The sequence below is a fragment of the Thauera sp. genome (assembly GCF_035444905.1).
In the GTDB taxonomy this organism is placed as follows: Bacteria; Pseudomonadota; Gammaproteobacteria; order Burkholderiales; family Rhodocyclaceae; genus Thauera.
The window spans coordinates 20882-47113 of record NZ_DAOMPS010000017.1 but is presented as its reverse complement, the minus strand read 5'-3'; the positions used below and the strand labels follow the sequence as shown (position 1 = coordinate 47113).

At 69.8% G+C, this 26232-nt stretch carries 28 protein-coding genes and 1 riboswitch; of the genes, 17 read left to right on the top strand and 11 right to left on the bottom strand.

Going from position 1 to position 26232, the window contains the following annotated elements:
- The first annotated feature begins 30 nt into the window (after nt 1-30).
- Genes PLC66_RS09955 through PLC66_RS09920 form a run of 8 tightly spaced genes read left to right on the top strand, consistent with a single transcriptional unit; the run spans nt 31 to nt 6271 of the window.
- A complete protein-coding gene (locus PLC66_RS09955; protein WP_324539885.1) occupies nt 31-873 on the top strand; it encodes a BPSS1780 family membrane protein in 843 nt (280 codons plus the stop codon).
- A 27-nt stretch (nt 874-900) separates the two neighbouring features.
- Entirely contained in the window at nt 901-1701 is an 801-nt protein-coding gene (locus PLC66_RS09950; protein ID WP_324539883.1) for a BPSS1780 family membrane protein, read from the top strand.
- Nucleotides 1691-2392 (top strand): nicotinate-nucleotide adenylyltransferase, encoded by a 702-nt coding sequence (gene nadD, locus PLC66_RS09945; RefSeq protein WP_324539881.1) that lies wholly within the window; start codon nt 1691-1693, stop codon nt 2390-2392. Before PLC66_RS09950 ends, nadD begins: the two co-directional genes overlap by 11 nt.
- A gap of 4 nt (nt 2393-2396) precedes the next feature.
- Nucleotides 2397-2750: a ribosome silencing factor gene (gene rsfS / locus PLC66_RS09940; RefSeq protein WP_324539880.1), complete on the top strand. Its 354-nt coding sequence runs from the start codon at nt 2397-2399 to the stop codon at nt 2748-2750.
- Nucleotides 2751-2768: 18 nt separating this feature from the next.
- Nucleotides 2769-3239: a 23S rRNA (pseudouridine(1915)-N(3))-methyltransferase RlmH gene (gene rlmH, locus PLC66_RS09935; protein WP_324539878.1), complete on the top strand. Its 471-nt coding sequence runs from the start codon at nt 2769-2771 to the stop codon at nt 3237-3239.
- A 16-nt stretch (nt 3240-3255) separates the two neighbouring features.
- A complete protein-coding gene (locus tag PLC66_RS09930; protein ID WP_324539876.1) occupies nt 3256-3873 on the top strand; it encodes a Maf family protein in 618 nt (205 codons plus the stop codon).
- Nucleotides 3870-5324, top strand: a complete 1455-nt coding sequence (gene rng, locus PLC66_RS09925; protein ID WP_324539874.1) for a ribonuclease G — start codon at nt 3870-3872, stop codon at nt 5322-5324. Before PLC66_RS09930 ends, rng begins: the two co-directional genes overlap by 4 nt.
- Nucleotides 5321-6271: a prenyltransferase gene (locus PLC66_RS09920; protein ID WP_324539872.1), complete on the top strand. Its 951-nt coding sequence runs from the start codon at nt 5321-5323 to the stop codon at nt 6269-6271. The genes rng and PLC66_RS09920 overlap by 4 nt, the downstream gene beginning before the upstream one ends.
- Nucleotides 6272-6277: 6 nt before the next feature.
- On the opposite strand, the gene PLC66_RS09915 is transcribed toward PLC66_RS09920, so the two are convergent.
- The 5 genes from PLC66_RS09915 to PLC66_RS09895 form a co-directional block, all read right to left on the bottom strand.
- A complete protein-coding gene (locus tag PLC66_RS09915; RefSeq protein ID WP_324539870.1) occupies nt 6278-6991 on the bottom strand; it encodes an ABC transporter ATP-binding protein in 714 nt (237 codons plus the stop codon).
- A gap of 70 nt (nt 6992-7061) precedes the next feature.
- The gene (locus PLC66_RS09910; RefSeq protein ID WP_324539868.1) at nt 7062-7811 is read right to left on the bottom strand and encodes an ABC transporter ATP-binding protein; all 750 of its coding nucleotides are present in this window, start codon (nt 7809-7811) and stop codon (nt 7062-7064) included.
- Nucleotides 7808-8761 carry a branched-chain amino acid ABC transporter permease gene (locus PLC66_RS09905; RefSeq protein WP_324539866.1) on the bottom strand — a complete coding sequence of 318 codons (954 nt, stop codon included), beginning with the start codon at nt 8759-8761 and terminating at the stop codon, nt 7808-7810. The genes PLC66_RS09910 and PLC66_RS09905 overlap by 4 nt, the downstream gene beginning before the upstream one ends.
- Nucleotides 8762-8769: 8 nt before the next feature.
- A complete protein-coding gene (locus tag PLC66_RS09900) occupies nt 8770-9690 on the bottom strand; it encodes a branched-chain amino acid ABC transporter permease (RefSeq protein WP_324539864.1) in 921 nt (306 codons plus the stop codon).
- 21 nt (nt 9691-9711) lie between these two features.
- Nucleotides 9712-10884: an ABC transporter substrate-binding protein gene (locus PLC66_RS09895; protein WP_324539862.1), complete on the bottom strand. Its 1173-nt coding sequence runs from the start codon at nt 10882-10884 to the stop codon at nt 9712-9714.
- Between the two features lie 210 nt (nt 10885-11094).
- Here PLC66_RS09895 and ruvA point away from each other — a divergent pair, with 210 nt between their 5' ends.
- Genes ruvA through PLC66_RS09880 form a run of 3 tightly spaced genes read left to right on the top strand, consistent with a single transcriptional unit; the run spans nt 11095 to nt 13139 of the window.
- Entirely contained in the window at nt 11095-11694 is a 600-nt protein-coding gene (ruvA, locus tag PLC66_RS09890) for a Holliday junction branch migration protein RuvA (protein ID WP_324539860.1), read from the top strand.
- 20 nt (nt 11695-11714) lie between these two features.
- Nucleotides 11715-12770, top strand: a complete 1056-nt coding sequence (gene ruvB, locus PLC66_RS09885; protein WP_324539858.1) for a Holliday junction branch migration DNA helicase RuvB — start codon at nt 11715-11717, stop codon at nt 12768-12770.
- 12 nt (nt 12771-12782) lie between these two features.
- On the top strand, nt 12783-13139 hold the full coding sequence (locus PLC66_RS09880; RefSeq protein WP_324539856.1) for a hypothetical protein: 357 nt from the start codon (nt 12783-12785) through the stop codon (nt 13137-13139).
- A 3-nt stretch (nt 13140-13142) separates the two neighbouring features.
- On the opposite strand, the gene PLC66_RS09875 is transcribed toward PLC66_RS09880, so the two are convergent.
- The 6 genes from PLC66_RS09875 to PLC66_RS09850 form a co-directional block, all read right to left on the bottom strand.
- The gene (locus tag PLC66_RS09875; RefSeq protein ID WP_324539855.1) at nt 13143-13709 is read right to left on the bottom strand and encodes a hypothetical protein; all 567 of its coding nucleotides are present in this window, start codon (nt 13707-13709) and stop codon (nt 13143-13145) included.
- A 166-nt stretch (nt 13710-13875) separates the two neighbouring features.
- A complete protein-coding gene (xerC, locus tag PLC66_RS09870) occupies nt 13876-14844 on the bottom strand; it encodes a tyrosine recombinase XerC (protein ID WP_324539853.1) in 969 nt (322 codons plus the stop codon).
- Nucleotides 14845-14863: 19 nt separating this feature from the next.
- Nucleotides 14864-15508, bottom strand: a complete 645-nt coding sequence (locus PLC66_RS09865) for a DUF484 family protein (RefSeq protein WP_324539851.1) — start codon at nt 15506-15508, stop codon at nt 14864-14866.
- An 11-nt stretch (nt 15509-15519) separates the two neighbouring features.
- Entirely contained in the window at nt 15520-16353 is an 834-nt protein-coding gene (gene dapF / locus PLC66_RS09860; RefSeq protein WP_324539849.1) for a diaminopimelate epimerase, read from the bottom strand.
- Nucleotides 16354-16464: 111 nt separating this feature from the next.
- The gene (locus PLC66_RS09855) at nt 16465-17337 is read right to left on the bottom strand and encodes a lysophospholipid acyltransferase family protein (protein ID WP_324539847.1); all 873 of its coding nucleotides are present in this window, start codon (nt 17335-17337) and stop codon (nt 16465-16467) included.
- Nucleotides 17334-18221, bottom strand: coding sequence for a lysophospholipid acyltransferase family protein (locus PLC66_RS09850; RefSeq protein WP_324539845.1), 888 nt, complete (start codon nt 18219-18221; stop codon nt 17334-17336). Before PLC66_RS09850 ends, PLC66_RS09855 begins: the two co-directional genes overlap by 4 nt.
- Nucleotides 18222-18456: 235 nt before the next feature.
- Between PLC66_RS09850 and metK the strand changes: the two genes are divergently transcribed.
- From metK to PLC66_RS09820, 6 genes are all read left to right on the top strand, one after another.
- Nucleotides 18457-19620 (top strand): methionine adenosyltransferase, encoded by a 1164-nt coding sequence (metK, locus tag PLC66_RS09845; protein WP_324539843.1) that lies wholly within the window; start codon nt 18457-18459, stop codon nt 19618-19620.
- A gap of 12 nt (nt 19621-19632) precedes the next feature.
- On the top strand, nt 19633-20709 hold the full coding sequence (locus tag PLC66_RS09840) for a calcium/sodium antiporter (RefSeq protein ID WP_324539840.1): 1077 nt from the start codon (nt 19633-19635) through the stop codon (nt 20707-20709).
- A 17-nt stretch (nt 20710-20726) separates the two neighbouring features.
- Nucleotides 20727-20830, top strand: a riboswitch (S-adenosyl-L-homocysteine riboswitch).
- 102 nt (nt 20831-20932) lie between these two features.
- Nucleotides 20933-22348, top strand: coding sequence for an adenosylhomocysteinase (gene ahcY, locus PLC66_RS09835; RefSeq protein ID WP_324539838.1), 1416 nt, complete (start codon nt 20933-20935; stop codon nt 22346-22348).
- 22 nt (nt 22349-22370) lie between these two features.
- The gene (locus PLC66_RS09830) at nt 22371-23216 is read left to right on the top strand and encodes a TlyA family RNA methyltransferase (RefSeq protein WP_324539836.1); all 846 of its coding nucleotides are present in this window, start codon (nt 22371-22373) and stop codon (nt 23214-23216) included.
- A 7-nt stretch (nt 23217-23223) separates the two neighbouring features.
- Nucleotides 23224-24057 (top strand): methylenetetrahydrofolate reductase [NAD(P)H], encoded by an 834-nt coding sequence (gene metF / locus PLC66_RS09825; RefSeq protein WP_324539835.1) that lies wholly within the window; start codon nt 23224-23226, stop codon nt 24055-24057.
- A 155-nt stretch (nt 24058-24212) separates the two neighbouring features.
- Nucleotides 24213-26228, top strand: a complete 2016-nt coding sequence (locus PLC66_RS09820) for a TonB-dependent receptor plug domain-containing protein (RefSeq protein ID WP_324539833.1) — start codon at nt 24213-24215, stop codon at nt 26226-26228.
- Nucleotides 26229-26232: the final 4 nt, after the last annotated feature.

Sequence of the window (26232 nt, the reverse complement as noted above, 5' to 3'; positions counted from 1 at the left end):
CCCCTTGCTGAACCGAGCGCACGCCCGACGATGAACCCCGCCCCCCGCCCGCCCCATCCGCCGCCGCCCGCCCCCGGCGACGTCGCCCCCAGCCACGCCCTCAACTGGCTGGCCGAAGGCTGGCGGCTGTTCATCAAGGCGCCCGGGCAGTGGGTCATCCAGGCCCTGATCTTCTTCGTCATCATCGCCGCCCTCGGCATGCTGCCCTTCCTCGGCTGGGCCGCGGCGCCGGTGGCGCTGCCGGTGCTGGTGGCGGGCATGCTGTCGGGCGCCCAGGCGCTCGATCGCGGCGAGCCGCTACGCATCGACGCGCTCTTCGACGGCATCCGCCGCCATGCCGGCAATCTGCTGCTGGTCGGTCTGTTCCACCTCTTGGGCCTGCTGCTCGCTGCCCTGGTTGCGGCGGCGATTGGCGGCAGCGCCGCACTCACCGGCCTGGCCGTGGGCGCGCTGGCCGGCATGGGCATGGCGGCGGGCGGCATGATGCTCGGCGTGGTGGCCTTCACCGTGCTGTGGGCGCTGCTGATGATGGCGATGTGGTTCGCCCCAGCGCTGGTGATGCTGCACGAGGTCGCCCCGCTCGACGCCATGAAGCTGTCGGTGCGCGCCTGCTTCCACAACCTGCTTGCCTTCATCGTGCTCGCCGCGCTGCTCTACGTGCTGGGCTGGGTGGCGATGATCCCCTTCGGGCTGGGCATCCTGGTGCTGATCCCGGTGATCGCCGGCGCCCTGTATGCGGCCTGGAAGGAGACCTTCTCCGCCCTGCTCGCCCTACCCCCACCCAAAGACAGCGACGGATCCACGCCCACCGAGGCGCCCGCGCCGGACGAGCCGCCTGCGCCCCCCTCGCCGAACGAACCGCCCCGCAACTAGTCACACGACGCCGCCCAAGACACTTCAATGCAAGCAAACCGACTCCCCATGCAGCGTGGCTGGTTCTGGCTGCGCGAGGGCCTCACGCTGTGGCGCCGCAACCCGGCGCTGATCACTTTCGCCACCTTCGGCTACCTGCTCGCCATCGTCGTGCTGAGCCTGGTGCCGCTGCTCGGCCAGCTTGCCGCCTCGCTGCTGATGCCGGCGTTGTCGGTGGGCGTGCTCAACGCCTGCCGCGCCATCGATGGCGGCCGCAAGGTCGGGCCCGAGGTGCTGTTCTCCGGCTTCAAGACCAACCTCCAGGCCCTGATCGCGATCGGCGGCATCTATCTGGTCGCCACCCTGGTGGTGCTGTTGCTGGTTTCGCTGATCGACGACGGCAGCCTGTTCGCGCTGATGCGCGGCGAGGGCATCGACGAGCAGCCGGCGGGCGACTCCACGGTCGGCTTCACGCTGATGTTCGCCATCGTGCTGTCGACGCCGGTGGTGATGGCCTACTGGTTCGCCCCGGTGCTCGCCGCGTGGTGGAAGATCTCCGCACCCAAGGCGCTGTTCTTCAGCTTCTACGCCTGCCTGCAGAACTGGCGGCCCTTCCTCGCCTACGCCATCGGCGTGGCGATCTTCGGCGCCATCCTGCCCGGTCTCGTCATCGGCGTGCTCGGCCTGCTGTCGCCCACGCTCGGCACCCTGGCCTCGCTGCCGATCCCGCTCATCGTCGTGCCGGTGATCTTCGCCACCTTCTACACCACCACGCGCGACGTCTTCGGCCTGCCCGACGCGCCGCCGGCCATCGTCCGTCCGCCGCTGGACAGCGACGATGCCGCCTGAGGCGCGCCTCGCGGCGCCCGCCGGCGCGTGCGGCGACGGCCCGCTCGGCCTGCTCGGCGGCACCTTCGACCCGATCCACCTCGGCCACCTGCGGCTCGCCGAGGAAGCGCGCGAGGCGCTGGGCCTCGCCGCCGTGCGCCTGGTCCCGGCCGGCCAGCCGCCCCACCGCGGCGCGCCGCGCAGCAGCGCCGAGCATCGCCTCGCCATGGCCCGCCTGGCCATTGCCGGCAATGCGGGGCTGGAGGTCGACGACGGCGAGGTGCGCAGCAGCGACAAGAGCTACACCGTGCTCACCCTCGAGCGCCTGCGTGCCGAACTCGGCCCGGCGCGGCCGCTGGTACTGATCCTCGGCGCCGATGCCTTCGAGGGCCTGCCGGGCTGGCATCGCTGGCAGGCCTTGTTCGAGCTCGCCCACATCGCTGTCGCCAACCGCCCCGGCTACGCGCCGCACGGCCGGCGCTGGCCGGCCACGCTGTCACCCGAACTCGCCGCCGCCTGCCACGGCCGCCATCGCAAGGACCCGGCCGACCTGGCCACCACCCCCGCCGGCTGCGTCCTGCCCTTCGACATGACGCCACTGGCGATTTCCGCCTCACTCATCCGCGACCTGGTCCGGAACGGCCACAGCGTGCGCTATTTGCTGCCCGATTCCGTTCTCGACTATATTGCCGCGCACCATCTATACGGCTGAGCCCATGGACATCCCCACCCTGCAGAAAATCGTCGTCGCCGCGCTCGAGGACATCAAGGCCCGTGACATCGAGGTCATCGACACCTCGACGCACACGCCGCTGTTCGACCGCATCGTCATCGCCAGCGCCGAATCCAGCCGCCAGACCCGCGCCCTGGCGCAGAACGTGCAGGACAAGGTCAAGGAGGCCGGTGGCGAGGTGCTCAGCATCGAAGGCCAGGACACTGGCGAATGGGTGCTGGTCGACCTCGGCAGCATCGTCGTGCATGTGATGCAGCCCGCCGTGCGCAGCTATTACAAGCTCGAGGAACTGTGGAACACCACGCCCGCCAGCCGCCGGGCCGCGACCAGCCGCTGACCTGACGCGCGTGCTGCCGTGAAGCTCGTCCTCGTCGCCGTCGGCCACCGCATGCCGGGCTGGGTGCAGGCCGGCTTCGACGAGTTCGCCCGCCGCATGCCGCGCGAGCTGCCGCTGCAGCTGGTCGAGGTGAAGGCCGAGCCGCGCACCAGCGGCAAGACGGTCGAGGCCATGATGACGGCCGAGGCCGCACGCATCGAAGCCGCGCTGCCGGCGCGCTGCCGGCGGGTGATCCTCGACGAACGCGGCGCCGACCTCAGCACCGTGGCATTGGCGCAGCGCCTGGAAGCCTGGCAGGGCGAAGGCCAGGACGTGGCCCTGATCGTGGGCGGGCCCGACGGCCTCGCGCCCGCCCTCAAGGCCAGTGCGCACGAGGCCATCCGCCTGTCCAGCCTCACCCTGCCCCACGCCCTGGTGCGTCCGCTGCTGGCCGAGGCGCTGTACCGCGCATGGACCGTGCTGCGCAACCACCCCTATCATCGCGAATAGACACCGCCCGACGCCCATGTACCCGCGCATCTACCTTGCTTCCAAGAGCCCCCGCCGGCGCGACCTGCTGCGCCAGATCGGGGTGAACTTCGACGTCCTCACCTTCCGCGACGGCGAGCGCGGCGAAGATGCGGACGTGGACGAGACGCCGCTGCCCGGCGAGGGCGTCGAGCGCTACGTCGAGCGCCTCGCGCTCGCCAAGGCCGAGGCCGGCATGCGTCGCGTGCTGTGGCGCAAGCTGCTGCGCCACCCGGTGCTGGCGGCCGACACTACGCTCGAGCTCGATGGCGAGATCATCGGCAAGCCCCGCGATGCGGCCGACGCCCACGCCATCCTCAGCCGCCTGTCCGGGCGCACGCACCGCGTGCTGACCGCGGTGGCGGTGAGCAATGGCGAACGCATCCGCAGCCGGGTGTCGATCAGCCAGGTGCGCTTCACCACGCTCGACGAGCACAGCATCCGCCACTACGTGGCCAGCGGCGAACCGCTGGACAAGGCCGGCGCCTACGGCATCCAGGGCCGCGCCGCGGTGTTCGTCGAGGAGATCCACGGCAGCTATTCCGGCATCATGGGCCTGCCGCTGTTCGAGACCGCGCAGCTGCTCGAACTGTTCGGCAGCGGAGACAAGGCGTGAGCATCGAGTTCCTGATCAACTTCACGCCGCAGGAAACCCGCGTCGCCGTCATCGAGCAGGGCGTGGTGCAGGAGCTGCACATCGAGCGCACCGCCAGCCGCGGCATCGTCGGCAACCTCTACCTCGGCAAGGTGGTGCGCGTGCTGCCCGGCATGCAGTCGGCCTTCATCGACATCGGCCTCGAGCGCACCGCCTTCCTGCATGTGGCCGACATCTGGAGCGACCGCCAGAACGGCGAAGGCGCGCGCCCGATCGAGCGCATCCTGGCCGAAGGCCAGAGCCTGATGGTGCAGGTGCTGAAGGATCCGATCGGCACCAAGGGCGCGCGCCTGTCGACCCAGGTCAGCCTGGCCGGCCGGCTGCTGGTGTACCTGCCCCAGGAAAAGCACATCGGCATCTCGCAGCGGATCGAGGACGAGGCCGAGCGCGAGGCCTTGCGCGGCCGCCTCACCGCCCTGGTGCCCGACGAAGAGCCCGGCGGCTTCATCGTCCGCACCATGGCCGAGTCGGCCTCCGACGAAGAGCTCGCGGCCGACATCGCCTACCTGCGCAAGCTGTGGCGCGAGATCTCGGCCAGCACCGCCGGCGTCTTCCCGCCCCGCCTGCTGCACGAGGACCTCGGCCTGGGCCAACGGGCGCTGCGCGACCTCGCCAACGACGAGACCGCCCGCATCCGCGTGGACTCGCGGGAGAACTTCCAGAAACTCACCGCCTTCGCCGCCGAATACACGCCCAAGGTGCTGCCGCTGCTCGAGCACTACAGCGGCGAGCGCCCGCTGTTCGAGCTCTACAACGTCGAGGAAGAGATCCAGAAGGCGCTCGCCCGCCGCGTCGAGCTCAAGTCCGGCGGTTACCTGATCATCGACCAGACCGAGGCGATGACCACCGTCGACGTCAACACCGGCGGCTTCGTCGGTGCGCGCAACTTCGACGACACCATCTTCAAGACCAACCTCGAGGCGACCCAGGCCATCGCCCGTCAGCTCCGGCTGCGCAACCTCGGCGGCATCATCATCATCGACTTCATCGACATGGAGAACGTCGAGCACCGCGAGATGGTGCTGGAGGAGTTCCGCAAGGCCTTGTCGCGCGACCACACCAAGATGACGATCAACGGCTTCACCGCGCTCGGCCTGGTGGAGATGACGAGAAAGCGCACCCGCGAATCCCTCGCCCACCTGCTGTGCGAGCCCTGCCCCACCTGCGGCGGCCGCGGCGAGGTCAAGACCGCGCGCACCGTGGCCTACGAGATCCTGCGTGAGCTGCTGCGCGAGGCGCGCCAGTTCAACGCCCGGGAGTTCCGCGTGCTCGCCTCGCCCGACGTGATCGACCTCTTCCTCGACGAGGAAAGCCAGTCGCTGGCGATGCTGTCGGACTTCATCGACAAGAAGGTCTCGCTCCACGCCGAAGCCAGCTACACGCAGGAGCAGTACGACATCGTGCTGTTGTGAGCGCTGCCACCGTGCATCCCGCCGAACCCCGTCCCGAGCGGCTGCGTAATCCGCTGCTGCGCCTCGCCGCCGCCACCCGCCCGGCCTTCCTCGCCGTCACCCTGGTCGGCTGCCTGATCGGCATCGCCAGCGCCCATGCCGGCGGCGTCGCCATCGACCCGCTGCATGCCGCGCTCACCGTGCTGCTCGCGCTGCTGGCGCACGCCGGCGGCAACGTCATCAACGACTACCACGACGCCCTGAGCGGCGCCGACGACGCCAACCGCGGCCGGCTGTTCCCCTTCACCGGCGGCAGCCGCTTCATCCAGAACGGCGTGCATACGCCGCGCCAGACGGCGCTGCTCGGCTACGGCCTGCTCGCCGCGGTGGTGCCGGGCGGCGTGTGGCTCGCCTGGCAGGCCGGACCCGGCCTGCTGGTGATCGGGCTGGCCGGGCTGGTGCTGGGCTGGGCCTACTCCGCGCCACCGCTCAAGCTCGTGTGCCGCGGCTTCGGCGAGCTCGTCATCGTCGCCTGCTGGCTGCTGGTGGTGGTCGGCGCGGACTTCGTGCAGCGCGGCGCCTTCGACCTGCTGCCGGTGGCGGCCGGCCTGTCGTATGCGCTGCTGGTCGCCAACCTGCTGTTCATCAACCAGTTCCCCGACCACGACGGCGACGCCGCCAGCGGCAAGCGCACCCTGGTGGTGCGCCTCGGCCCGCAGGTGGCCAAGTGGGGCTACCTGCTGATCGCGATCGCCGCCTACGCCTGGCTGGTCGCCATAGTGGCCAACGAACTGCTGCCGCAGAAGACCGCCGCCGCCGCGCTCACCGTGGCCCTGTCCTTCCCCGCCGGCCGCGACCTGCTCGAGCACGCCTCCGACCCCTCGGAGCTGGCTCCGGCCATCAAGCGCACCATCGTCGCCGCGCTCGCGCATGGCGGCGTTCTGGCCGCGGTGCTCGCTTTTTCCTGACGCGGCTCAAACCCCGAGATAGCGCGTCCACAACGCCCGCTGGCCATCCAGTTCGGCCGAGCTGCCCTGCCAGGCGATGCGCCCGCGCTCGAGGATGAGGTTGCGGTCGGCGAGCGCGAGCAGCTTGTCGACGTACTTGTCCACCACCAGCGTGGTCTGGCCCTGGGCCTTGAGTAGCGCCAGGCAGCGCCAGATCTCGTCGCGGATCACCGGCGCCAGGCCCTCGGTGGCTTCGTCCAGGATCAGCAGGCGCGGGTTGGTCGACAGCGCGCGCGCGATCGCCAGCATCTGCTGTTCGCCGCCGGAGAGCTGATTGCCCATGTGGCCGGCGCGCTCGGCCAGGCGGGGGAAGAGCGCGTACAGGCGCGCCAGCGTCCACGGCTCGGCGACGCCGTTGCGGGTATCGGCGAAGGCGATGAGGTGCTCGCGCACGGTGAGGTTGGGAAAGCACTGCCGGCCCTCGGGCACGATCGCCACGCCCAGCCGCGCGATGGCGTCGGCGCTGGCGGCGTGGATGGGGCGGCCGTCGAAGCGGATCTCGCCGCGCTGCAGGCGCAGGCCGCCGACCAGGGTCTTGATGGTGGTGCTCTTGCCCATGCCATTGCGCCCGAGCAAGGCCAGCACCTCGCCGGGCTGGATGTCGAAGTCCAGACCGAACAGCACCTGGCTCACCCCGTAGCCGGCCTCCAGGCCGCGACAGCTCAGCAGCGGCGCGCTCATCGCGGCGCTCCAGCGGCGGCGGACGGGGCCCGCGCCCGCAAGCTGCACGGCCTTGTGCGGTAGGCCTTCGTCACCCCGCCACCTCAGTGCCCAGATAGACCGACTGCACCTCGGGGTGGCCCTTCACATGCGCGGCATCGCCCGAGGTCAGCACGCGGCCATAGACCAGCACCGAGATGCGGTCGGCGAGCTGGAACACCGCGTCCATGTCGTGCTCGATGAGCAGGATGGCGGTGTCGCGGCGCAGGCCGGCGATCATCGCCACCATCTGCTGCGAGTCTTCCGGGCCCATGCCGGCCATCGGCTCGTCGAGCAGCAGCAGCCTGGGCCGCGCGGCGAGCGCGAGCGCCACGTCCAGGCGCTTCTGCAGGCCGTGCGGCAGGGTGCCGGCGTTGCGCTCCAGCACTGCGGCCAGGCCGGTGCGCGCAGCCAGGGCCTCGGCCTGGGCGCTGAGCGCGTGCTCGGCCTCGCGCCGGCGCAGCGCGCGAAGGCTCGAGCCGGCCTGTGCCTGCACCGCGAGCAGCAGGTTGTCGCGCACGCTGTCGTTGCGGAATACGCTGGTGACCTGGAAGCAGCGCGCCAGGCCATGGTGCACACGCTGGTGCGGCGCGAGCTTGGTGAGATCGACGCCGTCGAGCACGATGCGCCCGGCATCCGCCGGCAGCAGGCCGGAAATCAGATTGACCAGCGTGGACTTGCCTGCGCCGTTGGGGCCGATCAGCGCGTGGATCTCGCCCGCCTCCACGGCCAGCTCGACGTGGTCGGTGGCGAGCAGGCCGCCGAAGCGCTTGACCAGGCCGTGCGCGTGAAAGAGGCTCATGCCTGCTCCCCGCGGCGCTCGAACAGCGCCGCCACGCCCTGCGGGGCGTGGAACACGATCAGCAGCAGGAGCAGGCCGAGCGGCCAGTGCCAGTAGTCGGTGTACAGCTTCAGCACCTCCTCCAGCGTCAGCCACAGCGCCACGCCCAGGGGCGCACCCCAGCGCCGGCCGGCGCCACCCAGGATCACCATCACCAGCAGCAGCGCCGACTGCGTCCAGTGCATCATGCCCGGGCTGACGAAGGCGTTGTGGCTGGCGAGCAGGCCGCCGGCCAGGCCCGCCACCGCGCCGGCGGCGACGAAGCCGGCGAGCTTGAGGCGGAACACCGGGTAACCGAGCGCCACCATGCGCGTCTCGTTGTCGCGGATGCCGCGCAGCGCGTGGCCGTAGCGCGAGTGCGCGACGCGGCTGAAAAGCGCGAACACCACCGCCGCGATCGCCAGCACCACCCAGTAGAAGACCTGCGGGTGCGCACCGTCGAGCCAGCTGCCCAGCGCCAGCGGGCTGTAGAGGCCGTAGCCGTCGTCGCCGCCCCAGGTGCGCAGCGACACCGCCAGGTAGTAGAGCATCTGCGCGAAGGCAAGCGTGATCATGATGAAGTACACCCCGCGCGTGCGCAGCGACACCAGCCCGATGGCGCTGGCCGCCAGGCCGGCGACGACGGCGGCCGCGCCCCACGCCAGCCAGGCTGATGAGAAGCCGGCCTCGACCAGCGCCACCACCGTATAGGCGCCCACGCCGATGAAGCCCGCATGGCCCAGCGCCGCCATACCGCCGTAGCCGAGGATGAAGTTGAGGCTGGTCGCCGCGATCGCCACGATCAGCACGCGGCGCACGAAGCCGACGTAATACTCCAGCCCGAAGGCCGGCGCCAGCAGCGGGAACACCGCCAGCAGGGCCAGCACCAGCCAGGGCAGACGGCGCCACAGCGCGGGACAGCCTTGCTGCATCGCCGCCCTCACCCGCGCGCCGGGAACAGGCCGGCGGGCTTCAGGCTCAGCACCGCCGCCATCAGCACGTACATGGCGATGCTGGCCAGCGCCGGACCAAGGTCGGCCGCCACCGAAGGCGGCAGCACCGCACGCAGCGCCGGCGGCAGGAAGGCGCGACCGGCGGTATCGACCAGCCCGACCAGCAGCGCGGCGACGAAGGCGCCGCGCACCGAGCCGATGCCGCCGATCACGATCACCACCAGGGCGGGGATCAGGATGGTCTCGCCCATGCCCACCTGCACCGAGCTGATCGGCGCCATCAGCGCGCCGGCGAGCGCGGCCAGCGCCGCGCCGAGCGCGAACACGAAGGCGAACACCGCACCCACGCGCACGCCCATGTATTCGGCCATCTGCCGGTTCGAGGCGCCGGCGCGCACCAGCATGCCGACGCGGGTGTTGTTCACCAGCAGGTAGAGCCCGAGCGCCACCGCCAGCCCGGCGCCGATCAGCAGCAGGCGGTAGGACGGATAGGGCAGGCCTTCGAAGAGCAGCACCGGGCCGGCCAGCGCCGCCGGGGTCGAGGCCATGATCGGCGCCGGCCCCCAGATCATCTTCACCAGGTCGTCGGCGATCAGGATGATGCCGAAGGTGGCCAGCACCTGCACCAGGTGGTCGCGCCGGTACAGCCGGCGCACCACCAGCCACTCGAGCGCCGCGGCGATCGCCACCGTCACCAGCACCGCCAGCGCCACCGCGCCGGCGAAGGAGCCGCTCGCCTCATGCACGCGCGCGGCGACGTAGGCGCCGGCCATGTAGAGCGAGCCGTGGGCGAGGTTCATGGTGTCCATGATGCCGAACACGAGCGTGAGCCCGGCGGCGATCAGGAACAGCATGAGCCCGTAGCCCAGGCCGTTGAGCAGTTGCTCGAAGACGAAGATGGCATCCATCGCGGCGGCGACCCGGCCCGCTTACATCCTGCACGCGCCGACGTAGGCGTCCTGGTGCTGCTCGAGGGTCACGCCGACCAGCTTGTTGGTGATGCGGCCCTCGGCGTCCTTGCCCACTTCGCGCAGGTAGTAGTTCTGCACCGGGAAGTTGTTGGCGCCGTACTGGAAGTCGCCGCGCACCGACTGGAAGCTCGGGTTCTTGAGCGCCTTGAGCAAGGCCTCGCGGTCCTCGATGTTGCCGCCGACGTCGCGCACCGCGGCGTCCATCGCCATCAGGGTGTCGTAGGCCATCGCCGCATACACCGAGGGGTAGCGGCCGCCGTACTTCTGGCGGAAGGCGGCGACGAACTCGGCATTGGCCGGCACCTCGAGGTCGTGCGCCCAGTGCGCGGTGTTGAGCACGCCGAGCATCGGCTCGCCCACCGCCTGGATCACGTCCTCGTCGGCGGAGAAGCCGGGGGCGATCAGCGGGATGTCCTTGAGGCCGCCACCGACGTACTGCTTGACGAAGTTGATCCCCATCGCCCCGGGCAGGAAGAAGAACACCGCGTCCGGCTTGGCGGCGCGGATCTGCGCGATCTCGGCGGCGTAGTCGATCTGGCCGAGCTTGGTATAGATCTCGTCCTTCACCGTGCCGGCGAACAGGCGCTTGAAGCCGTTGAGGTGGTCCTTTCCCGCCGGATAGTTGGGGGCGATCAGCACCACGTTCCGGTAGCCCTTCTCGTTGGCGACCTTGCCCGCGGCCTCGTCGTAGGTGTCGTTCTGGTACTGGGCGAAGAAGTAGGCGTTGCACTTGTCGCCGGCGTAGGCGCTGGGCCCCGGGTTGGCCGACAGGTAGGGCACCTTGGCGGCGAACAGCGCCGGGCCGACGGCGAGCGCGGCGTTGGAGCCGATCGGGCCGGTGAAGAAGTCGATCTTGTCGCGCTGCAGGTAGCGCGAAACGAGCTGATTGGCCTGCTCCGGGTTGCCGCCGAAGTCGGTGCGCAGGAATTCCGTCGGCTTGCCGCCGAGCTGCCCGCCGAGCTTCTCGATCGCCAGCTCGAAGCCGTCGCGCGCCTCGGCGCCGAGCGCGGCGAACGGCCCCGAGATGTCGAGCGCGATGCCGACCTTGATGTCAGCCGCCTGGGCGGCGGCGTTGAGGGTAGCGGCGCCGCACAGGGCAAGGGCGACAGACAACTTCTTCATCGGCAGCATCGGGGGTCTCCTCATTGTGGGCGCTGGCGGCGGGCGCCAGCGCGAAAGCCCACGATTCTAGCCTGAGGCAGGCGCTGCACCGCAGCCAGGCGCATGGGAACAGCCCAGCCAGGGCTCGGACTGTATGAATTTTCACCCACCAGGACGAGCAGGCCCGCGCCGCGCTGGTAGACTCCGCCCTCATCCTCCCCCGCTTGGCCAGGCGCAATCATGATCGGACGCATCACCGGCACCCTGCTGGAAAAGAACCCGCCGCAGATCCTCGTCGACGTGCACGGCGTCGGCTACGAGATCGACGTGCCGATGAGCACCTTCTACAACCTGCCCGCCACCGGCGGCCCGCTCAGCCTGCACACCCACCACGTGGTGCGCGAGGACGGCCACTTCCTGTTCGGCTTCGCCACCGAGGAAGAGCGCGCCACCTTCCGCCAGTTGCTCAAGGTGTCGGGCATCGGTGCGCGCATGGCGCTGGCGGTGCTGTCCGGGCTGTCGGTCAACGACCTCGCGCAAGCCGTCGCGCTGCAGGAAAGCGGCCGCCTGGTGAAGATCCCCGGCATCGGCAAGAAGACCGCCGAGCGCCTGCTGCTCGAGCTGCGCGACAAGCTCGGCAAGGCCTTGCCGAACGCGACAGGGGCCCGGCTCGCCGCCGCCCCCGGCGCGCCCCCGGATGCGAAGAGCGACATCCTGAACGCCCTGCTCGCGCTGGGCTACAACGAGCGCGAGGCGCTGTCCGCGATGAAGGGGCTGGGCGAGGACGTCGGCGTCTCGGACGGCATCCGCCAGGCGCTGAAGCTGCTGTCGAAGGGCTGAACACACGCTAAGCTGCCACCATGATCGAGACCGACAAGCTGCAGGCCGGCACCGCCGAGCGCCTGATCTCCCCCCGCCCGGCCGACCGCCAGGAAGACGCGATCGAGCGCGCGCTGCGCCCCAAGCGCCTGGCCGAATACGTGGGTCAGGCCAAGATCCGCGAGCAGCTCGAGATCTTCATCCAGGCCGCGCGCAAGCGCAGCGAGGCACTGGACCACGTGCTGCTGTTCGGCCCGCCAGGCCTGGGCAAGACCACGCTCGCCCACATCGTCGCCGCCGAGATGGGGGTGAACCTGCGCCAGACCTCCGGTCCGGTGCTGGAGCGCGCCGGCGACCTCGCCGCGCTGCTGACCAACCTCGAGCCGCACGACGTACTCTTCATCGACGAGATCCACCGCCTGTCGCCGGTGGTCGAAGAGATCCTCTACCCGGCGCTGGAAGACTTCCAGATCGACATCATGATCGGCGAGGGCCCGGCGGCGCGCTCGGTCAAGCTCGACCTGCCGCCCTTCACCCTGGTCGGCGCCACCACCCGCGCCGGCATGCTCACCAACCCGCTGCGCGACCGCTTCGGGATCGTGTCGAGGCTGGAGTTCTATACCGCGGATGAGCTTGCCTTCATCGTCGGCCGCTCGGCACGCCTGCTCAACGTCGAGATCGACGATGCCGGCGCCCTCGAGATCGCCCGCCGCGCACGCGGCACGCCGCGCATCGCCAACCGCCTGCTGCGCCGGGTGCGCGACTACGCCGAGGTCAAGGCCGGCGGCCACATCACGGCCGCGGTGGCGGATGCGGCGCTGAAGATGCTGGATGTGGACACGCTCGGGCTGGACCTGATGGACCGCAAACTGCTGTCGGCGATGCTGGAGAAGTTCGGCGGCGGCCCGGTCGGCCTGGACAACATCGCCGCGGCGATCGGCGAATCCACCGACACCATCGAGGACGTCATCGAGCCCTACCTGATCCAGCAGGGCTATCTGCAGCGCACGCCGCGCGGGCGCATGGCGACGCATTCGATCTGGCAGCACTTCGGGCTGGCGCCACCGCGCAGCGGCGGTGACCTGTTCGACGCCTGAGCGGAGCCTGCCGTGCGTTCGCTGCAGGTGGTCATGCTGACCCTGTGCCTGGTGGGCGGGCTCTACCTGATCATGCAGGCGCCGGTGTTCTTCCTGCCCGAGCGCTGGGACCCGGCGATCGGGCGCCAGTTCGACGCCGCCGCATCGCGCCTGCTCGGCGCCGGCCTGCTGGTGCTGGCCGTGCTCGGTGCCCAGTACATGCACCAGATGTACTACAGCGCCCGCCGCAGGCTGCCGGCCGCGCCTGCGCAACGCTGCTACTTCCTGCTCGTGGTGCTGGCGCTGGCGCTCATCAGCGCCGCCATGTACCGCGCCACCCCCGGGCCCAACCCGGACTACCGGGCGCCGGGCAGCGCACGCACGCCCTGAGGGTCAGGGCGCCTCGGACGTGTCGAGCAGGGCGCGCGCGCGATCGGCCGTTTCAAGCAATTCCGACAATTCTCGCGAACTCAGCAGCCGGCCGAAATGCGCCAGGGCCTCGCGACTGACGAAGAGGTGGCCATTGTCCTGGCGGCTGATCCAGCCCAGCTCGACGAGGCGGACGATCTTGCGCCGCACGGTCTCACGCGGCAGTCCGGTCGCGGCGGCGATCGAGTAGGCATTACAGGGCTTCATCGCGCAGTCCAGGTCGAGCGCGGTCGGCACCGCTTCGACCGCCGCCTGGCGCGGCCGCCCGCCTTTGTCCTCGCCGTCGCCGCCCCGTCCGCCGCCGGTGTCGAACGCGCCGATATTGTGCAGCGCAATCTCACCAAGCAGGATCGGCAGCAGGATGTCGCGATCGAACTCCTCGAACCAGCGCCGCAGGTTGCGGATCTCGTGGCGCGCGAGCAGCAGCGCAACCGACCTCAGGGAACGGTGGGCAAAGGCGTGCGAAATCGCGTCGTTGGACGCATCCGTGACGATCGGCGACGCGCTGTGGGGCTGGACTGAAGAGGACATGGCGTTCAGGGTATGGGCATCGCATGCGCAACCATGCGAATGCCTGCGATACCGACATAAATTAAATATTTATTAAATGCTTCCTGAAGCGCAGCATAACCGAGGCCTCCGCGGCGCTCTGTGCGGAAATACCCAAGCTGGGGAAAACGGCGCCTGAAGCCGGCGACTACTTGCGCGCGCGCGGGTGGGCGGCGTCGTACACCTTGGCCAGGTGCTGGAAGTCGAGATGGGTGTAGATCTGGGTGCTGCGGATGCTTGCATGGCCGAGCAGTTCCTGCACCGCGCGCAGGTCGCCACTGGATTGCAGCAGGTGGCTGGCGAAGCTGTGGCGCAGCATGTGCGGGTGCACATGCACGCCCAGCCCCAGCGCCTGCGCGCGATGGCCCAGGCGGCTGGCGATGCCGCCGGTGCTCAGGCGGCCGCCGCTGCGGGTGACGAAAAGCGCGGCTTCGCCCGCCGGCGCGAGCTGGCCGCGCACCGCCAGCCACTGCCTCAGCGCGACGACCGCCGGCCCGCCGACCGGCACGCTGCGACTGCGCTGGCGCTTGCCGGTGACGGTGACAAGGCCTTCGTCCAGGTCCAGTCCGCGGTCGACATCGAGCGCCGCCAGCTCGGAGACGCGCAAACCGGAGGAGTAGAAAAGCTCGAATATGGCGATATCGCGAATTTCGAGCAGACTTTCCGGCGCCGGGTCGAGCAAGGCCTTGGCCTGGTCGGGCGACAGCACCCGCGGCAAGGTGGCGGGCGACTTTGGTGGCCGCACGCCGAGCGCGGGATTGGCGCGCAGACCGCGGTGACGCGCGAGCCAGCGGTAAAAGCCGCGCCAGGCCGACAGATGACGGGCAATCGAGCGCCCGCTCAGCCCCTCGCCATGCAGGCGGGCGACAAAGCGGCGGATGTCCTGCGTGTCGAGCGTCTCCGGCGCCCGCCCCTCGGCCAGCCGCAGCAGGGCATGCAGCCCCACCCGGTAAGCCTTCAGCGTCAGCTCGGCCGCGCGCCGCTGGCTGGCAAGCCAGTCGAGCCATGCCTCACCGTCGGCCGGCAGAGGCGCCACCGACGGGCTGATGAGCGCCTGCCGGTCGCTTGACTCGCTGCGGCTGCCGGCCGCGGGGCTCGTCGCCCGGCTGCGTTTCATGCGCGGTCCGCGGGCGGGTTCAGGCCGCGCGCGCGGCGAGTGCGGCCGCCACCAGCTCGCCGATGCGGTTGAGGTAGAGCGTGCCCATCTCGGGATAGAAGCGCTCGGGCTCGGCGCTGCCGAGCGCGAGCAGACCAAAGCAGACGCCCTGGCTGCGCAGCGGCATCAGGGCCAGCGAGCGGACATGCGGCGCAGCCTCGCCGAACCAGCTCGCTACCTCGATGCTCTCGGGCGCCCCGCAGTAGGGATGGCGCAGGCTGTCGATATGGCGGCGCGCAGCCTCGCTGACGCCGCAGGCCTCGGGCTGCGCCACCACCGCCCACAGCTCGAGGCCGACGTGCGGCACGGCAAAGTCGTCCTGCAGGCTGCTGATCACGGCCTGGCGCACCGAAGCCACACTGCCCGCCAGCAACAGGGTGACCGACAGCCGATGGACCTTGCCGCTGATGTCGTCGTTCTCCTCGCCGAAACGGATCAGTTCGGCGAGCTTGAGTTCGAGCAGGCGGATCTTGTCGCGCAGCGCGTGAAGCTGGCGCTCGGCCAGCGAGATCGCCTGCCCGCCATGGCGAGGGTGAGGCACGGTGAGCTCGGCGAACAGCTCATGGTGTTCGTTGAGGAAATCGGGGTGGGTGCGCAGATAGTGCGCGACATCTTCGGCATTCATTCGATATTCCTTCAGGCCAGTTCCATCTCGCCTTCGAACACGGTCACGGCGGGACCGGTCATCCGCACCGGGGTGCCCGGGCCGACCCAGTCGATCTCGAGCTCGCCGCCCCGGGTCTCGACCCGCACCGGCGACACCAGCAGGCCGCGCAGGATGCCGGCGACCACGGCCGCGCAGGCGCCGGTGCCGCAGGCCAGGGTCTCGCCGGCGCCGCGCTCGAACACGCGCAGGCGCACCCGATGCGGGTCGAGCACCTGCATGAAGCCGGCGTTGACGCGCGCCGGGAAGCGCTCGTGGCGCTCGATCAGCGCGCCCTGCTCGGCCACCGGCGCGGCATCGACGTCGGCCACCACCTGCACCGCATGCGGGTTGCCCATCGACACGGCGGTGATGGCGACCGTCCGCTCGCCCACCGCCAGCGGCTGCACCACGGCGTCGGAGTCCGACAGGAAGGGGATGCGAGCCGGCTCGAGCGCGGGCACGCCCATGTCGACGCTCACCAGCCCGTCCTCGCCCAGACGCGGCGCAATGACGCCCGAGCGCGTCTCGACCCGGATCTCGCGCTTGTCGGTGAGGCCCTTGTCATGGACGAAGCGCACGAAGCAGCGCGCGCCATTGCCGCACTGCTCGACCTCGCTGCCATCAGCGTTGAAGATGCGGTAGCGGAAATCGACGTCGGCCCCGGCGGCGGGCTCGACCACCAGCAGCTGGTCGCAGCCGACGCCGAAGTGGCGGTCGGCGATCGCCCTCACCCGCGCCGGCGTCAGCTCGACCGGTGTCCGCGTGGCGTCGATGACGACGAAGTCATTGCCGAGGCCGTGCATCTTTGTGAAGCGCAGTTTCATCAGGAGGCCTTCCGGAAGGCAGAAATGACGGATGACGGAAAGATCCGCAAGCCGCGATTGTCCTCCACCGCGGCGCGCAGCGTCCACCGTCGACGCGCCGATCGCGGCGGCTCAGTAGATTCGCGGCTCGCCTTCCGGTCGCGTCTTGAAGCGGCGATGCACCCAGTAGTACTGCTCGGGCATGCTGCGCACCACCCCCTCGAGCCAGAGGTTCATGCGCACGGTGTCGGCCTCGACGTCGGCGCTGGGGTAGTCCGCCCACGGCTCGCCCAGCTCCAGCACATAGCCCGCGCCGCCCGGCAGGATGCGGCTGACGCAGGGCATCACCGCGGCGCCGGCCAGGCGCGCCAGGCGCGGCAGGCCGGTGATGGTGGCCGCCGGCACGCCGAAGAAGGGCACGAAGATCGACTCCTTACGGCCGTAGTCGAGGTCGGGCAGGTAGTAGAAGGGGCGGCCGGACTTCATCGCCTTCACCGTCGCGCGCACGCCCTCGTGGCGCGACAGCACGACCTGGTCGTTGAAGCGGCTGCGGCCATGCTTGAGCCAGTAGTCGAAGACCTTGTCCTTCTGCGGCGAGTACACGGTGATGAACTCGCCCTCCATCGACAGCCGGGTGCCGGCGACGTCGATGCCGAGAAAGTGCGGCGTGAGCAGGATCACCGGCCGCCCCTCGGCGCGCAACGCATTGAGGTGCTCAAGGCCGTCGATGCGCACCAGCCGGCGCAGACGCTCGGGACTCGCCCACCACGCCAGCCCGCGCTCGAGCATGCTGCGCCCGGTGTAGGCGAAGTTGCGCCGCGCCAGTGCCCGCCGCTCGCCCTCCGACAGCTCGGGAAAGCACAGCCGCAGATTGGTCAGCGCCACCTTGCGCCGCGGCGCCACCACCCCGTACAGCAGCAGGCCGAAGCCGCTGCCGATGCGCGCCTGCAGCCCCAGCGGCAGCCAGTGCAGCAGCCAGATCAGCGCGATGACGAGACGGCTCATGCCGGGCCGTCCCGCTCCGCCGTCGCGGCCTCCGCGCCTGCCTCGCGCTCGCGGCGCGGGCCCTTATAGCGGTTGTAGCCCCACAGGTATTGCTGCGGGCACTGCAGGATCATGCGCTCGACCTCGCGGTTGATGATCGCGACGTCGGCCTCCAGCTCGCCGGTCAGCGCCTCGGTGGGCGCCTGCAGGCGGAACACGTAGCCCTCGCCGCGCGGCAGGCGCTCGGCCCAGGTGTAGATCACGCGCACGCCCTTCACCGCCGCCAGGCGCGCGGCCAGCGTCATCGTCCACGCCGGCTTGCCGAAGAAGGGCGACCACACGCCTTCGCCCGCGCCCGGCACCTGATCGGGCAGCATTCCCACCGCCTCGTGGCTGCGCAGGGTCTTGACCAGCTTGCGCACGCCCGACAGGTCGGCCGGCGCGGTGCGCATCTGGCCGCGCGCGCGGCCCGCCTCCATCAGCGGCTGCAGCTCGGCCTTGCGCGGTGGGCGATAGAGCACGGTGATCGGAATCCTGGCCGCGATGCACTGCGCGGTGATCTCGAAGCAGCCCAGGTGCGGCGTGATGAAGAGGATGCCGGCGCCCTCGGCGCGTGCCTGCTCGACCAGCTCCCAGCCCTCGGTGCGCACCGCGGCCGCCACCACCTCGTGCGCCGGGCGCAGCCAGATGAAGGGCAGCTCGAGCGCCTGGCGCCCGGCCTCGACGACCGCCGCCCGCAGCACCGACTCGTCCTCGCGACCGAGCGCATTGGCGAGGTTGTCGCGCAGGCGGCGGGCGTAGGACGGCGACGCCTTGTAGGTCAGCCAGCCCATCCAGCCGCCGAGGCGGTGAAGCCAGGGCAGCGGCAGGCGCGAAAGGAGGCGAAACACAAGCGAAAGCAGCACGTCGGGTCAGCCACGGGTTCTCAGCACAGGCCCGAATGCTTACACAGCCAGCGATCCCGGTCTATAATCCGCGCCTTACCGCCGAGTTAACTCGACAACTTGCAGGGCGGCGCGGCCAACAGCAACGGGCGCAAAATACTGCTAAAGCGTCGGCTGCTCGACGAGATCCCCGGAGCCGGCCGCAGACGCAAGTCGTTGGCTGATCGGGGATTTTATGTTTCTGGAGCAAGGCAACATGGCTGAATTTCTGTTTACGTCCGAGTCGGTATCCGAAGGTCATCCGGACAAGGTCGCCGACCAGGTCTCCGATGGCGTGCTCGATGCCATCCTGGCCGAGGACCCGAAGGCGCGCGTCGCCTGCGAGACCCTGGTGTCCACCGGCCTCGTCGTGATCTCGGGCGAGATCACCACCACCGCCCACCCCAACTACCGCGAGATCGCGCAGGACGTCATCCGCCGCATCGGCTACGACAACTCCGACATCGGCTTCGACTACAAGAGCTGCGCGGTGCTGGCGGCGATCAACCGCCAGTCGCCCGACATCGCCCAGGGCGTCAATGCCGCCAACGACGACCCGCTCGACCAGGGCGCCGGCGACCAGGGCCTGATGTTCGGCTACGCCACCAACGAGACCGACAGCCTGATGCCGCTGCCGATCTACTACGCGCACCGCATCATGCAGCGTCAGGCCGAAGTGCGTAAGGACGGCCGCCTGCCGTGGCTGCGCCCGGACGCCAAGAGCCAGATCACGGTGAAGTACGTCGACGGCAAGCCGGTGGCGATCGATACCGTGGTGGTGTCCACCCAGCACGACCCCGACGTGACCCAGGAGCAGATCCGCGAGGCCGTCATCGAGCTGATCATCAAGCCGGTGCTGCCCAAGGAACTGATGCAGGGCAAGGTGCGCTACCTGGTCAACCCCACCGGCCGCTTCGTGGTCGGCGGCCCGCACGGCGACTGCGGCCTGACCGGGCGCAAGATCATCGTCGACACCTACGGCGGCGCGGCCCACCACGGCGGCGGCGCGTTCTCGGGCAAGGATCCGTCCAAGGTCGACCGCTCGGCCGCCTATGCCGGCCGCTACGTGGCCAAGAACATCGTCGCCGCCGGCCTGGCCGACAAGTGCGAGGTGCAGGTGGCCTACGCCATCGGTGTGGCGCGCCCGGTGTCGCTGATGGTCAACACCTTCGGCACCGGCAAGGTGGCCGAAGACAGGATCGTGGCGCTGATCGGCAAGCACTTCGATCTGCGCCCGAAGGCCATCATCCAGACGCTCGACCTGCTGCGCCCGATCTACTCCCGGACCGCCGCCTACGGCCACTTCGGCCGCGACGAACCCGACTTCACCTGGGAACAGACCGACAAGGCCGCCGCGCTGCGCGCCGACGCCGGGCTGTAAGCGGGGAACGCCATGCTCCAGCAAGTCCTGATGTTCGTCGCCGGCCTGGTGGTGCTGGTCATTGGTGCCGATGTGCTGGTGCGCGGCGCCTCGCGGCTGGCCGTGTCCTTCGGCGTGTCGCCGCTGGTGGTGGGGCTGACCGTGGTCGCCTTCGGCACCAGCGCGCCGGAGATGGCGGTGTCGGTGGGCTCGGCGCTCGCCGGCAACCCCGACCTCGCCATCGGCAACGTCGTCGGCAGCAACATCGCCAACGTCCTGCTGATCCTGGGCATTTCGGCCCTGATCACGCCGCTGCTGGTCGACGAGCAGATCATCCGCCAGGAGATCCCGATCATGATCGGGGCCTCGGTGCTGCTGGTGGTGGTGGCGCTCGACGGGCGCATCGGGCTGCTGGAGTCGATCGCGCTGTTCGCGCTGGTGGTGGCCTACACCGTGTTCCTGGTCGTGCAGTCGCGGCGCGCCTCGAAGGCGGTGCAGGACGAGTTCGAGACCGAGATCCCGACCTCGAACTGGGACCGCCACTGGAGCGTGCAGGTCGCGCTGGTGGTGGTGGGCCTGGCGATGCTGGTGGTGGGCGCGGACTGGCTGGTGGATGCCGCGGTCGCCTTCGCGCGTGCCTTCGGCGTCAGCGACCTGGTGATCGGGCTGACCGTGGTGGCGGTAGGCACCTCGATGCCCGAGATCGCCACCTCGATCGTCGCCGCCATCCGCGGCCAGCGCGACATCGCGGTGGGCAACGTGGTCGGCAGCAACGTGTTCAACATCCTCGCCGTGCTCGGCGTCACCGGCATCGTCTCGGGCGCCGGCCTGCCGGTGTCGGAGGCGGCGCGCAACTTCGACCTGTGGGTGATGCTGGCAGTGGCCTTCGCCTGCCTGCCGATCATGATCACCGGGCGCGAGATCGCGCGCTGGGAAGGCGGCGTGTTCCTCGCCTATTACGCCGCCTACACCGCCTGGCTGGTGCTGCAGGCGCAGCAGCACGACAGCCTGCCCGCCTTCTCGGGGATCATGCTCGGCTACGTGTTGCCGCTGACGGTGATCACGCTGATCGTCAGCATCGTGCGAAACAACGGCCGCACTGGCGGTTGAGGCGGTTATAATCGCGACTTTCCGAGGAGCGCTGCGAGGCGCCCGCCGGCTTTGCCGGCCGCGGCCCCCAGGCTCGGACCCCGCCGCCCGGCGGGTTGCAGTACAACGGCGCTCACCCTGCTAATCGTCTTCAACCCTGCCGGGTTCGGGATGCCGGGTGAGCCCTCGCAGCCAGTGTCGCTGCCCGCCCGCATCGCTGCCCGGCCATAGCATGGAGCTTCACATGAACGCTGTGGCTGACACCAACTTCACCGATTTCGTCGTCGCCGACCTGTCGCTCGCCGACTGGGGCCGCAAGGAAATCCGCATCGCCGAGACCGAGATGCCCGGCCTGATGGCGATCCGCGAGGAATACGCCGCCCGCCAGCCCCTGAAGGGCGCGCGCATCACCGGCTCGCTGCACATGACCATCCAGACCGCGGTGCTGATCGAGACGCTGACCGCGCTCGGCGCCGAGGTGCGCTGGGCCTCGTGCAACATCTTCTCGACCCAGGACCACGCCGCCGCCGCGATCGCCGCCGACGGCATCCCGGTGTTCGCGGTCAAGGGCGAATCGCTCGCCGACTACTGGGACTACACCCACCGCATCTTCGAATGGGCGGATGGGGCTTACTCCAACATGATCCTCGACGACGGCGGCGACGCCACGCTGCTGCTGCACCTGGGCGCGCGCGCCGAGCAGGACCTCTCGGTGCTGGCCAAGCCGGGCTCGGAAGAGGAGACCGTGCTGTTCGCCGCGATCAAGGCCAAGCTGGCGCAGGACCCCGCGTGGTACTCGACCCGCCTGGCGCAGATCAGGGGCGTGACCGAGGAGACCACCACCGGCGTGCATCGCCTGTACCAGATGCACGCGCGCGGCGAGCTCAAGTTCCCGGCGATCAACGTCAATGATTCGGTGACCAAGTCCAAGTTCGACAACCTGTACGGCTGCCGCGAGTCGCTGGTAGACGGCATCAAGCGCGCCACCGACGTGATGATCGCCGGCAAGGTCGCCGTGGTGGCCGGCTACGGCGACGTCGGCAAGGGCTCGGCCCAGGCCCTGCGCGCGCTGTCGGCCCAGGTCTGGGTGACCGAGGTCGACCCGATCTGCGCCCTGCAGGCGGCGATGGAGGGCTATCGCGTGGTGACCATGGACGAGGCCGCCGACAAGGCCGACATCTTCGTCACCGCCACCGGCAACTACCACGTGATCACCCACGATCACATGGCGAAGATGAAGGATCAGGCCATCGTCTGCAACATCGGCCACTTCGACAACGAGATCGACGTCGCCAGCATCGAGGGCTACCAGTGGGAGGAGATCAAGCCCCAGGTCGATCACGTGATCTTCCCGGACGGCAAGCGCATCATCCTGCTCGCCAAGGGCCGCCTGGTGAACCTCGGCTGCGCCACCGGCCACCCGAGCTACGTGATGTCGAGCTCCTTCGCCAACCAGACGATCGCGCAGATCGAGCTGTTCCAGCACACCGACAAGTACCCGGTGGGCGTCTACACGCTGCCCAAGCACCTCGACGAGAAGGTCGCCCGCCTGCAGCTGAAGAAGCTCAACGCGCAACTGTCGGTGCTGACCGAGGCCCAGGCCGCCTACATCGGCGTACCGGTCGAAGGGCCGTACAAGGCGGACTCGTACCGCTACTGAGCCCGGGCAGGAGGCCGTCCCGATGAGCATGAATTCCTTCCATGCCCGCCAGGGACGGCCACGCCATGCGGCCGACCAGCGCAAGGCGGTGGACCGTCACGGCCTCCTGCGGGTCGACCAGTTGCTGGTGGCGCAAGGGCTCGCGCCCTCGCGCACCACGGCGCGCGCGCTGATCGACACCGGCCGCGTCAGCCACGAGGGCCAAGCGGTCAACAAGCCGGCGCTGGAGCTGCCGCCCGACGCCAGGCTGGTGGTCACCGCCGACGACAGCGACCGCTTCGTGTCGCGGGGCGCGCTCAAGCTCGAAGGCGCGCTCGCCCGCAGCCGGCTCGACGTGCACGGCGCCGTGTGCCTCGACATCGGCCAATCGACCGGCGGCTTCAGCGACTGCCTGCTGCAGGCCGGTGCGGCCAAGGTGGTCGGCGTCGAGGTCGGGCACGACCAGTTGCACCCGCGCCTGCGCAAGGATGGCCGCTGCATCACGCTCGAAGGGCTCAATGCCCGCCAGCTCACGCCGGCCGCGCTCGGCGCGCACTACCCGGCGCAGGGCTTCGACCTGCTCGTGTGCGACGCCAGCTTCATCTCGCTCGCGCTGCTGCTGCCGCAGTGGCAGGCGCTGCTGTCGCCCTCCGGCCATGTGCTGGCGCTGGTCAAGCCGCAGTTCGAGGTCGGCCCGCAGGGCCTCGGCAAGGGCGGCATCGTGCGCGACACGGCGCTGTATGCCGAGGTCGAAGCGCGGCTGCGCGCGGCTGCGCATGCGGCCGGATTCATCATCCTCGACTGGTTCGACTCGCCCATCAGCGGCGGCGACGGCAACCGCGAGTTCTTTTTCCACGCCATCCGCACGCCGGATGTCGACAACACCTGATACCGCCATGCGCACCGAACTTTCGATCGAGTTTTTCCCCCCGCAGAGCGCCGAAGGCGCCGACAAGCTGCGCGCCACGCGCGATCAGCTCGCCGTGCTCGAGCCGGGCTTCTTCTCCGTGACCTACGGCGCCGGCGGCTCGACCCGCGAGCGTACCTTCGCCACCGTCAAGGAGATCGCCGCCGCCGGCTACGAGGCCGCCCCCCACCTGTCCTGCGTCGGCGCCAGTCGCGACAGCATCCGCGGCATCCTGCAGGAGTACGTGGACGCCGGCATCCGCCGCATCGTCGCGCTGCGCGGCGACCTGCCCTCGGGCGCCGGCGCGGCGGGCGAATTCCGCTACGCCAGCGAGCTGGTCGAATTCATCCGCGCCGAGACCGGCGACCGCTTCCACATCGAGGTCGCCGCCTACCCCGAATGGCACCCGCAGGCGAAGAGCCCGAAGGACGACCTCGCCGCCTTCAAGCGCAAGGTCGAGGCCGGCGCCAACTCGGCGATCACGCAGTATTTCTACAACCTCGACGCCTACCTGCACTTCGTCGACGAGGTGCGCAAGCTGGGCCTGGACACCCCGATCGTGCCCGGCATCATGCCGATCGGCAGCTTCAGCAAGCTGGCGCGCTTCTCGGATGCCTGCGGCGCCGAGATCCCGCGCTGGATGCGCAAGACCTTCGAGAGCTACGGCGACGACAGCGACGCCATCCGCGCCTTCGGCCTCGACGTGGTCACCCGCCTGTGCGAGCAGCTGCTCGCCGCCGGCGCACCAGGCCTGCATTTCTATTCGATGAACCAGGCCGCGCCGACGCTGGAGATCTGCCGCCGGCTGGGGCTGAAGGCCTGAGGGCCTCGCCACAGCACGAGGGCGGCCGGTGATGTGGCGCCGCCGGGTGTGACGTAGCGCACTCAAGTGGAATCCGGAGCTGCCGTAAACTGAGCTATCGCAAACAGTTGTGGCGGCCTTCTCGGAGGCGCCAGCTCGCCCTCCGAGGACGCACGATGAGTTTCTCCACGCCCCGCCCTGCGCTCGCCACGCGGCGGGCCCCTTCCCTCGTGCGCCGGTCGGTGGCGTGCGCGCTGGCCACCGCCTCCCTGTGGTGGCCATTGGCCGCCGTCGCCGACGAGCTCACCGAGCTCAGCCTCGAGGACTTGATGGCAGTGAGCGTGGTCGGGGCGTCGAAATACGAGCAGCGCCAGAGCGACGTCGCCGCGGCGGTGACCGTGATCACGCGCGAGGACATCAAGGCCTTCGGCTGGCACACGCTGGACGAGGCGCTGGCGATGCTGCCGGGCACGCACGACACCTACGACCGCCAGTACCACTACCTCGGCGTGCGCGGCTTCGCCCTGCCCGGCGACTACACCACCCGCGTGCTGATCACGCTCAACGGCAATCGCCTCAACGATCCGGTCTATGACGGCGCGCCCAATGGCCGCATGCTGCCGATCGACCTCAACCTGATCGAGCGCATCGAGTACATCCCCGGCCCGGGCGGTGCGGTGTACGGCCAGAACGCGATGTTCGGCGTGATCAACATCGTCACCCGCAGTGGCGCCACCGTCGACGGTGGCGAAGTGTCCACCTCCTGGCAATGGCCGCAGGCCACCCGCCACGCCCGTGCGAGCTGGGGCAAGCGCCTCGACAATGACGTCGACCTGCTGCTGTCGGCCACCGCGATGCGCTCGCGCGGCGAGAACCTCTTCTTCGACTACGGCGACGCCGGCATCGGCGGGGTCGCCACACGCATGGATGGCGAGCGCGACAACGAGCTCTTCTTCCGCGTCGGGCGCGGCGCCTGGGCCTTCGACCTGGCCCACGGCGACCGCCGCAAGGACGACCCGACCGGCGTGTACCGCTCCGATCCGCTGCGGCCCGGGCAGTACCAGGAGGACCGCAGCACCGTCGCGCAGCTCCACTACCAGGACAGCTTGAGCGACACCTTGTCGCTGTCCGCGCGCGCCTTCGCCGGCCGCTATCGCTACGACAGCGTGCTCAGTTTCGACGGTGCCGGATACGGGTACCCGACCGCCGGCGATTGGCACGGAGCGGAGCTGCAACTGGTGTCGACCGCCTTCGCCGCGCACAAGTGGATGCTCGGTCTCGAATACCAACGCAACAGCCGCATCGACCAGCTCATCCGCGACCTCGCCGACCCGACCAACGATATCGCGATCGAACGCGCCGGCACGCGTTACGGCGTCTATATGCAGGACGAATGGCGCCTGACCGAGACCCTGACCACCACCCTCGGCCTGCGCATGGACCACAACGGCACCACGGGCACGCAGTACAGCCCGCGCGCCGGCCTGATCTGGCAGACGAGCCCGGATACCACGCTGAAGGCGCTTTACGGTCGCGCCCACCGCGCGCCCAACGCCTGGGAGCGCGACTACGCGGAGCCCGAGGTGCAGTCCTCCAACCCGGCGCTCGGCGGCGAGACCATCGACACCTTCGAGCTGGTCGCCGACCACCGCGTGTCGCGCGAGATGCAGTTGCGCGCCTCGCTCTATCGCTGGACCTTGAGCGACTTCATCGGGCTCGGCATCGAGCCCGCCACGGAACTGCCGCAGTACCAGTCCTTCGGCAAGGTCACGGCCAAGGGCATGGAGCTCTCGGCCCAGCGCCTGTGGCCCCAGGGCGCCCGCCTGCGCACCAGCCTCGCCCTGCAGGACGTCAGCGACATCGACGGGCGCAAGGTGGAGAACTCGCCGCGCGTGCTCGCCAAGCTGCACCTGTCCTCGCCCCTGCCCTTCGCCGGCCTGCGCATGGGCTATGAACTTCACTACGACGGCAAGCGCTACAACGAGGCGGGCGACGCGATCGCGGCGAACTGGCGCTCCAATCTGCACCTGCGCGCCGAACGCTGGGCGAAGGGACTGGAAGTCTCGCTGAGCGTACTCAACCTGTTCGACCGCCGTCATGCGCACCCCGGTGGTGGCCAGTTCCTGCACTGGCAGCCGGCCTTTGAGCAGGATGGCCGCAGCCTGCGCCTGGCCCTCGATTACCGCTTCTGAGCCC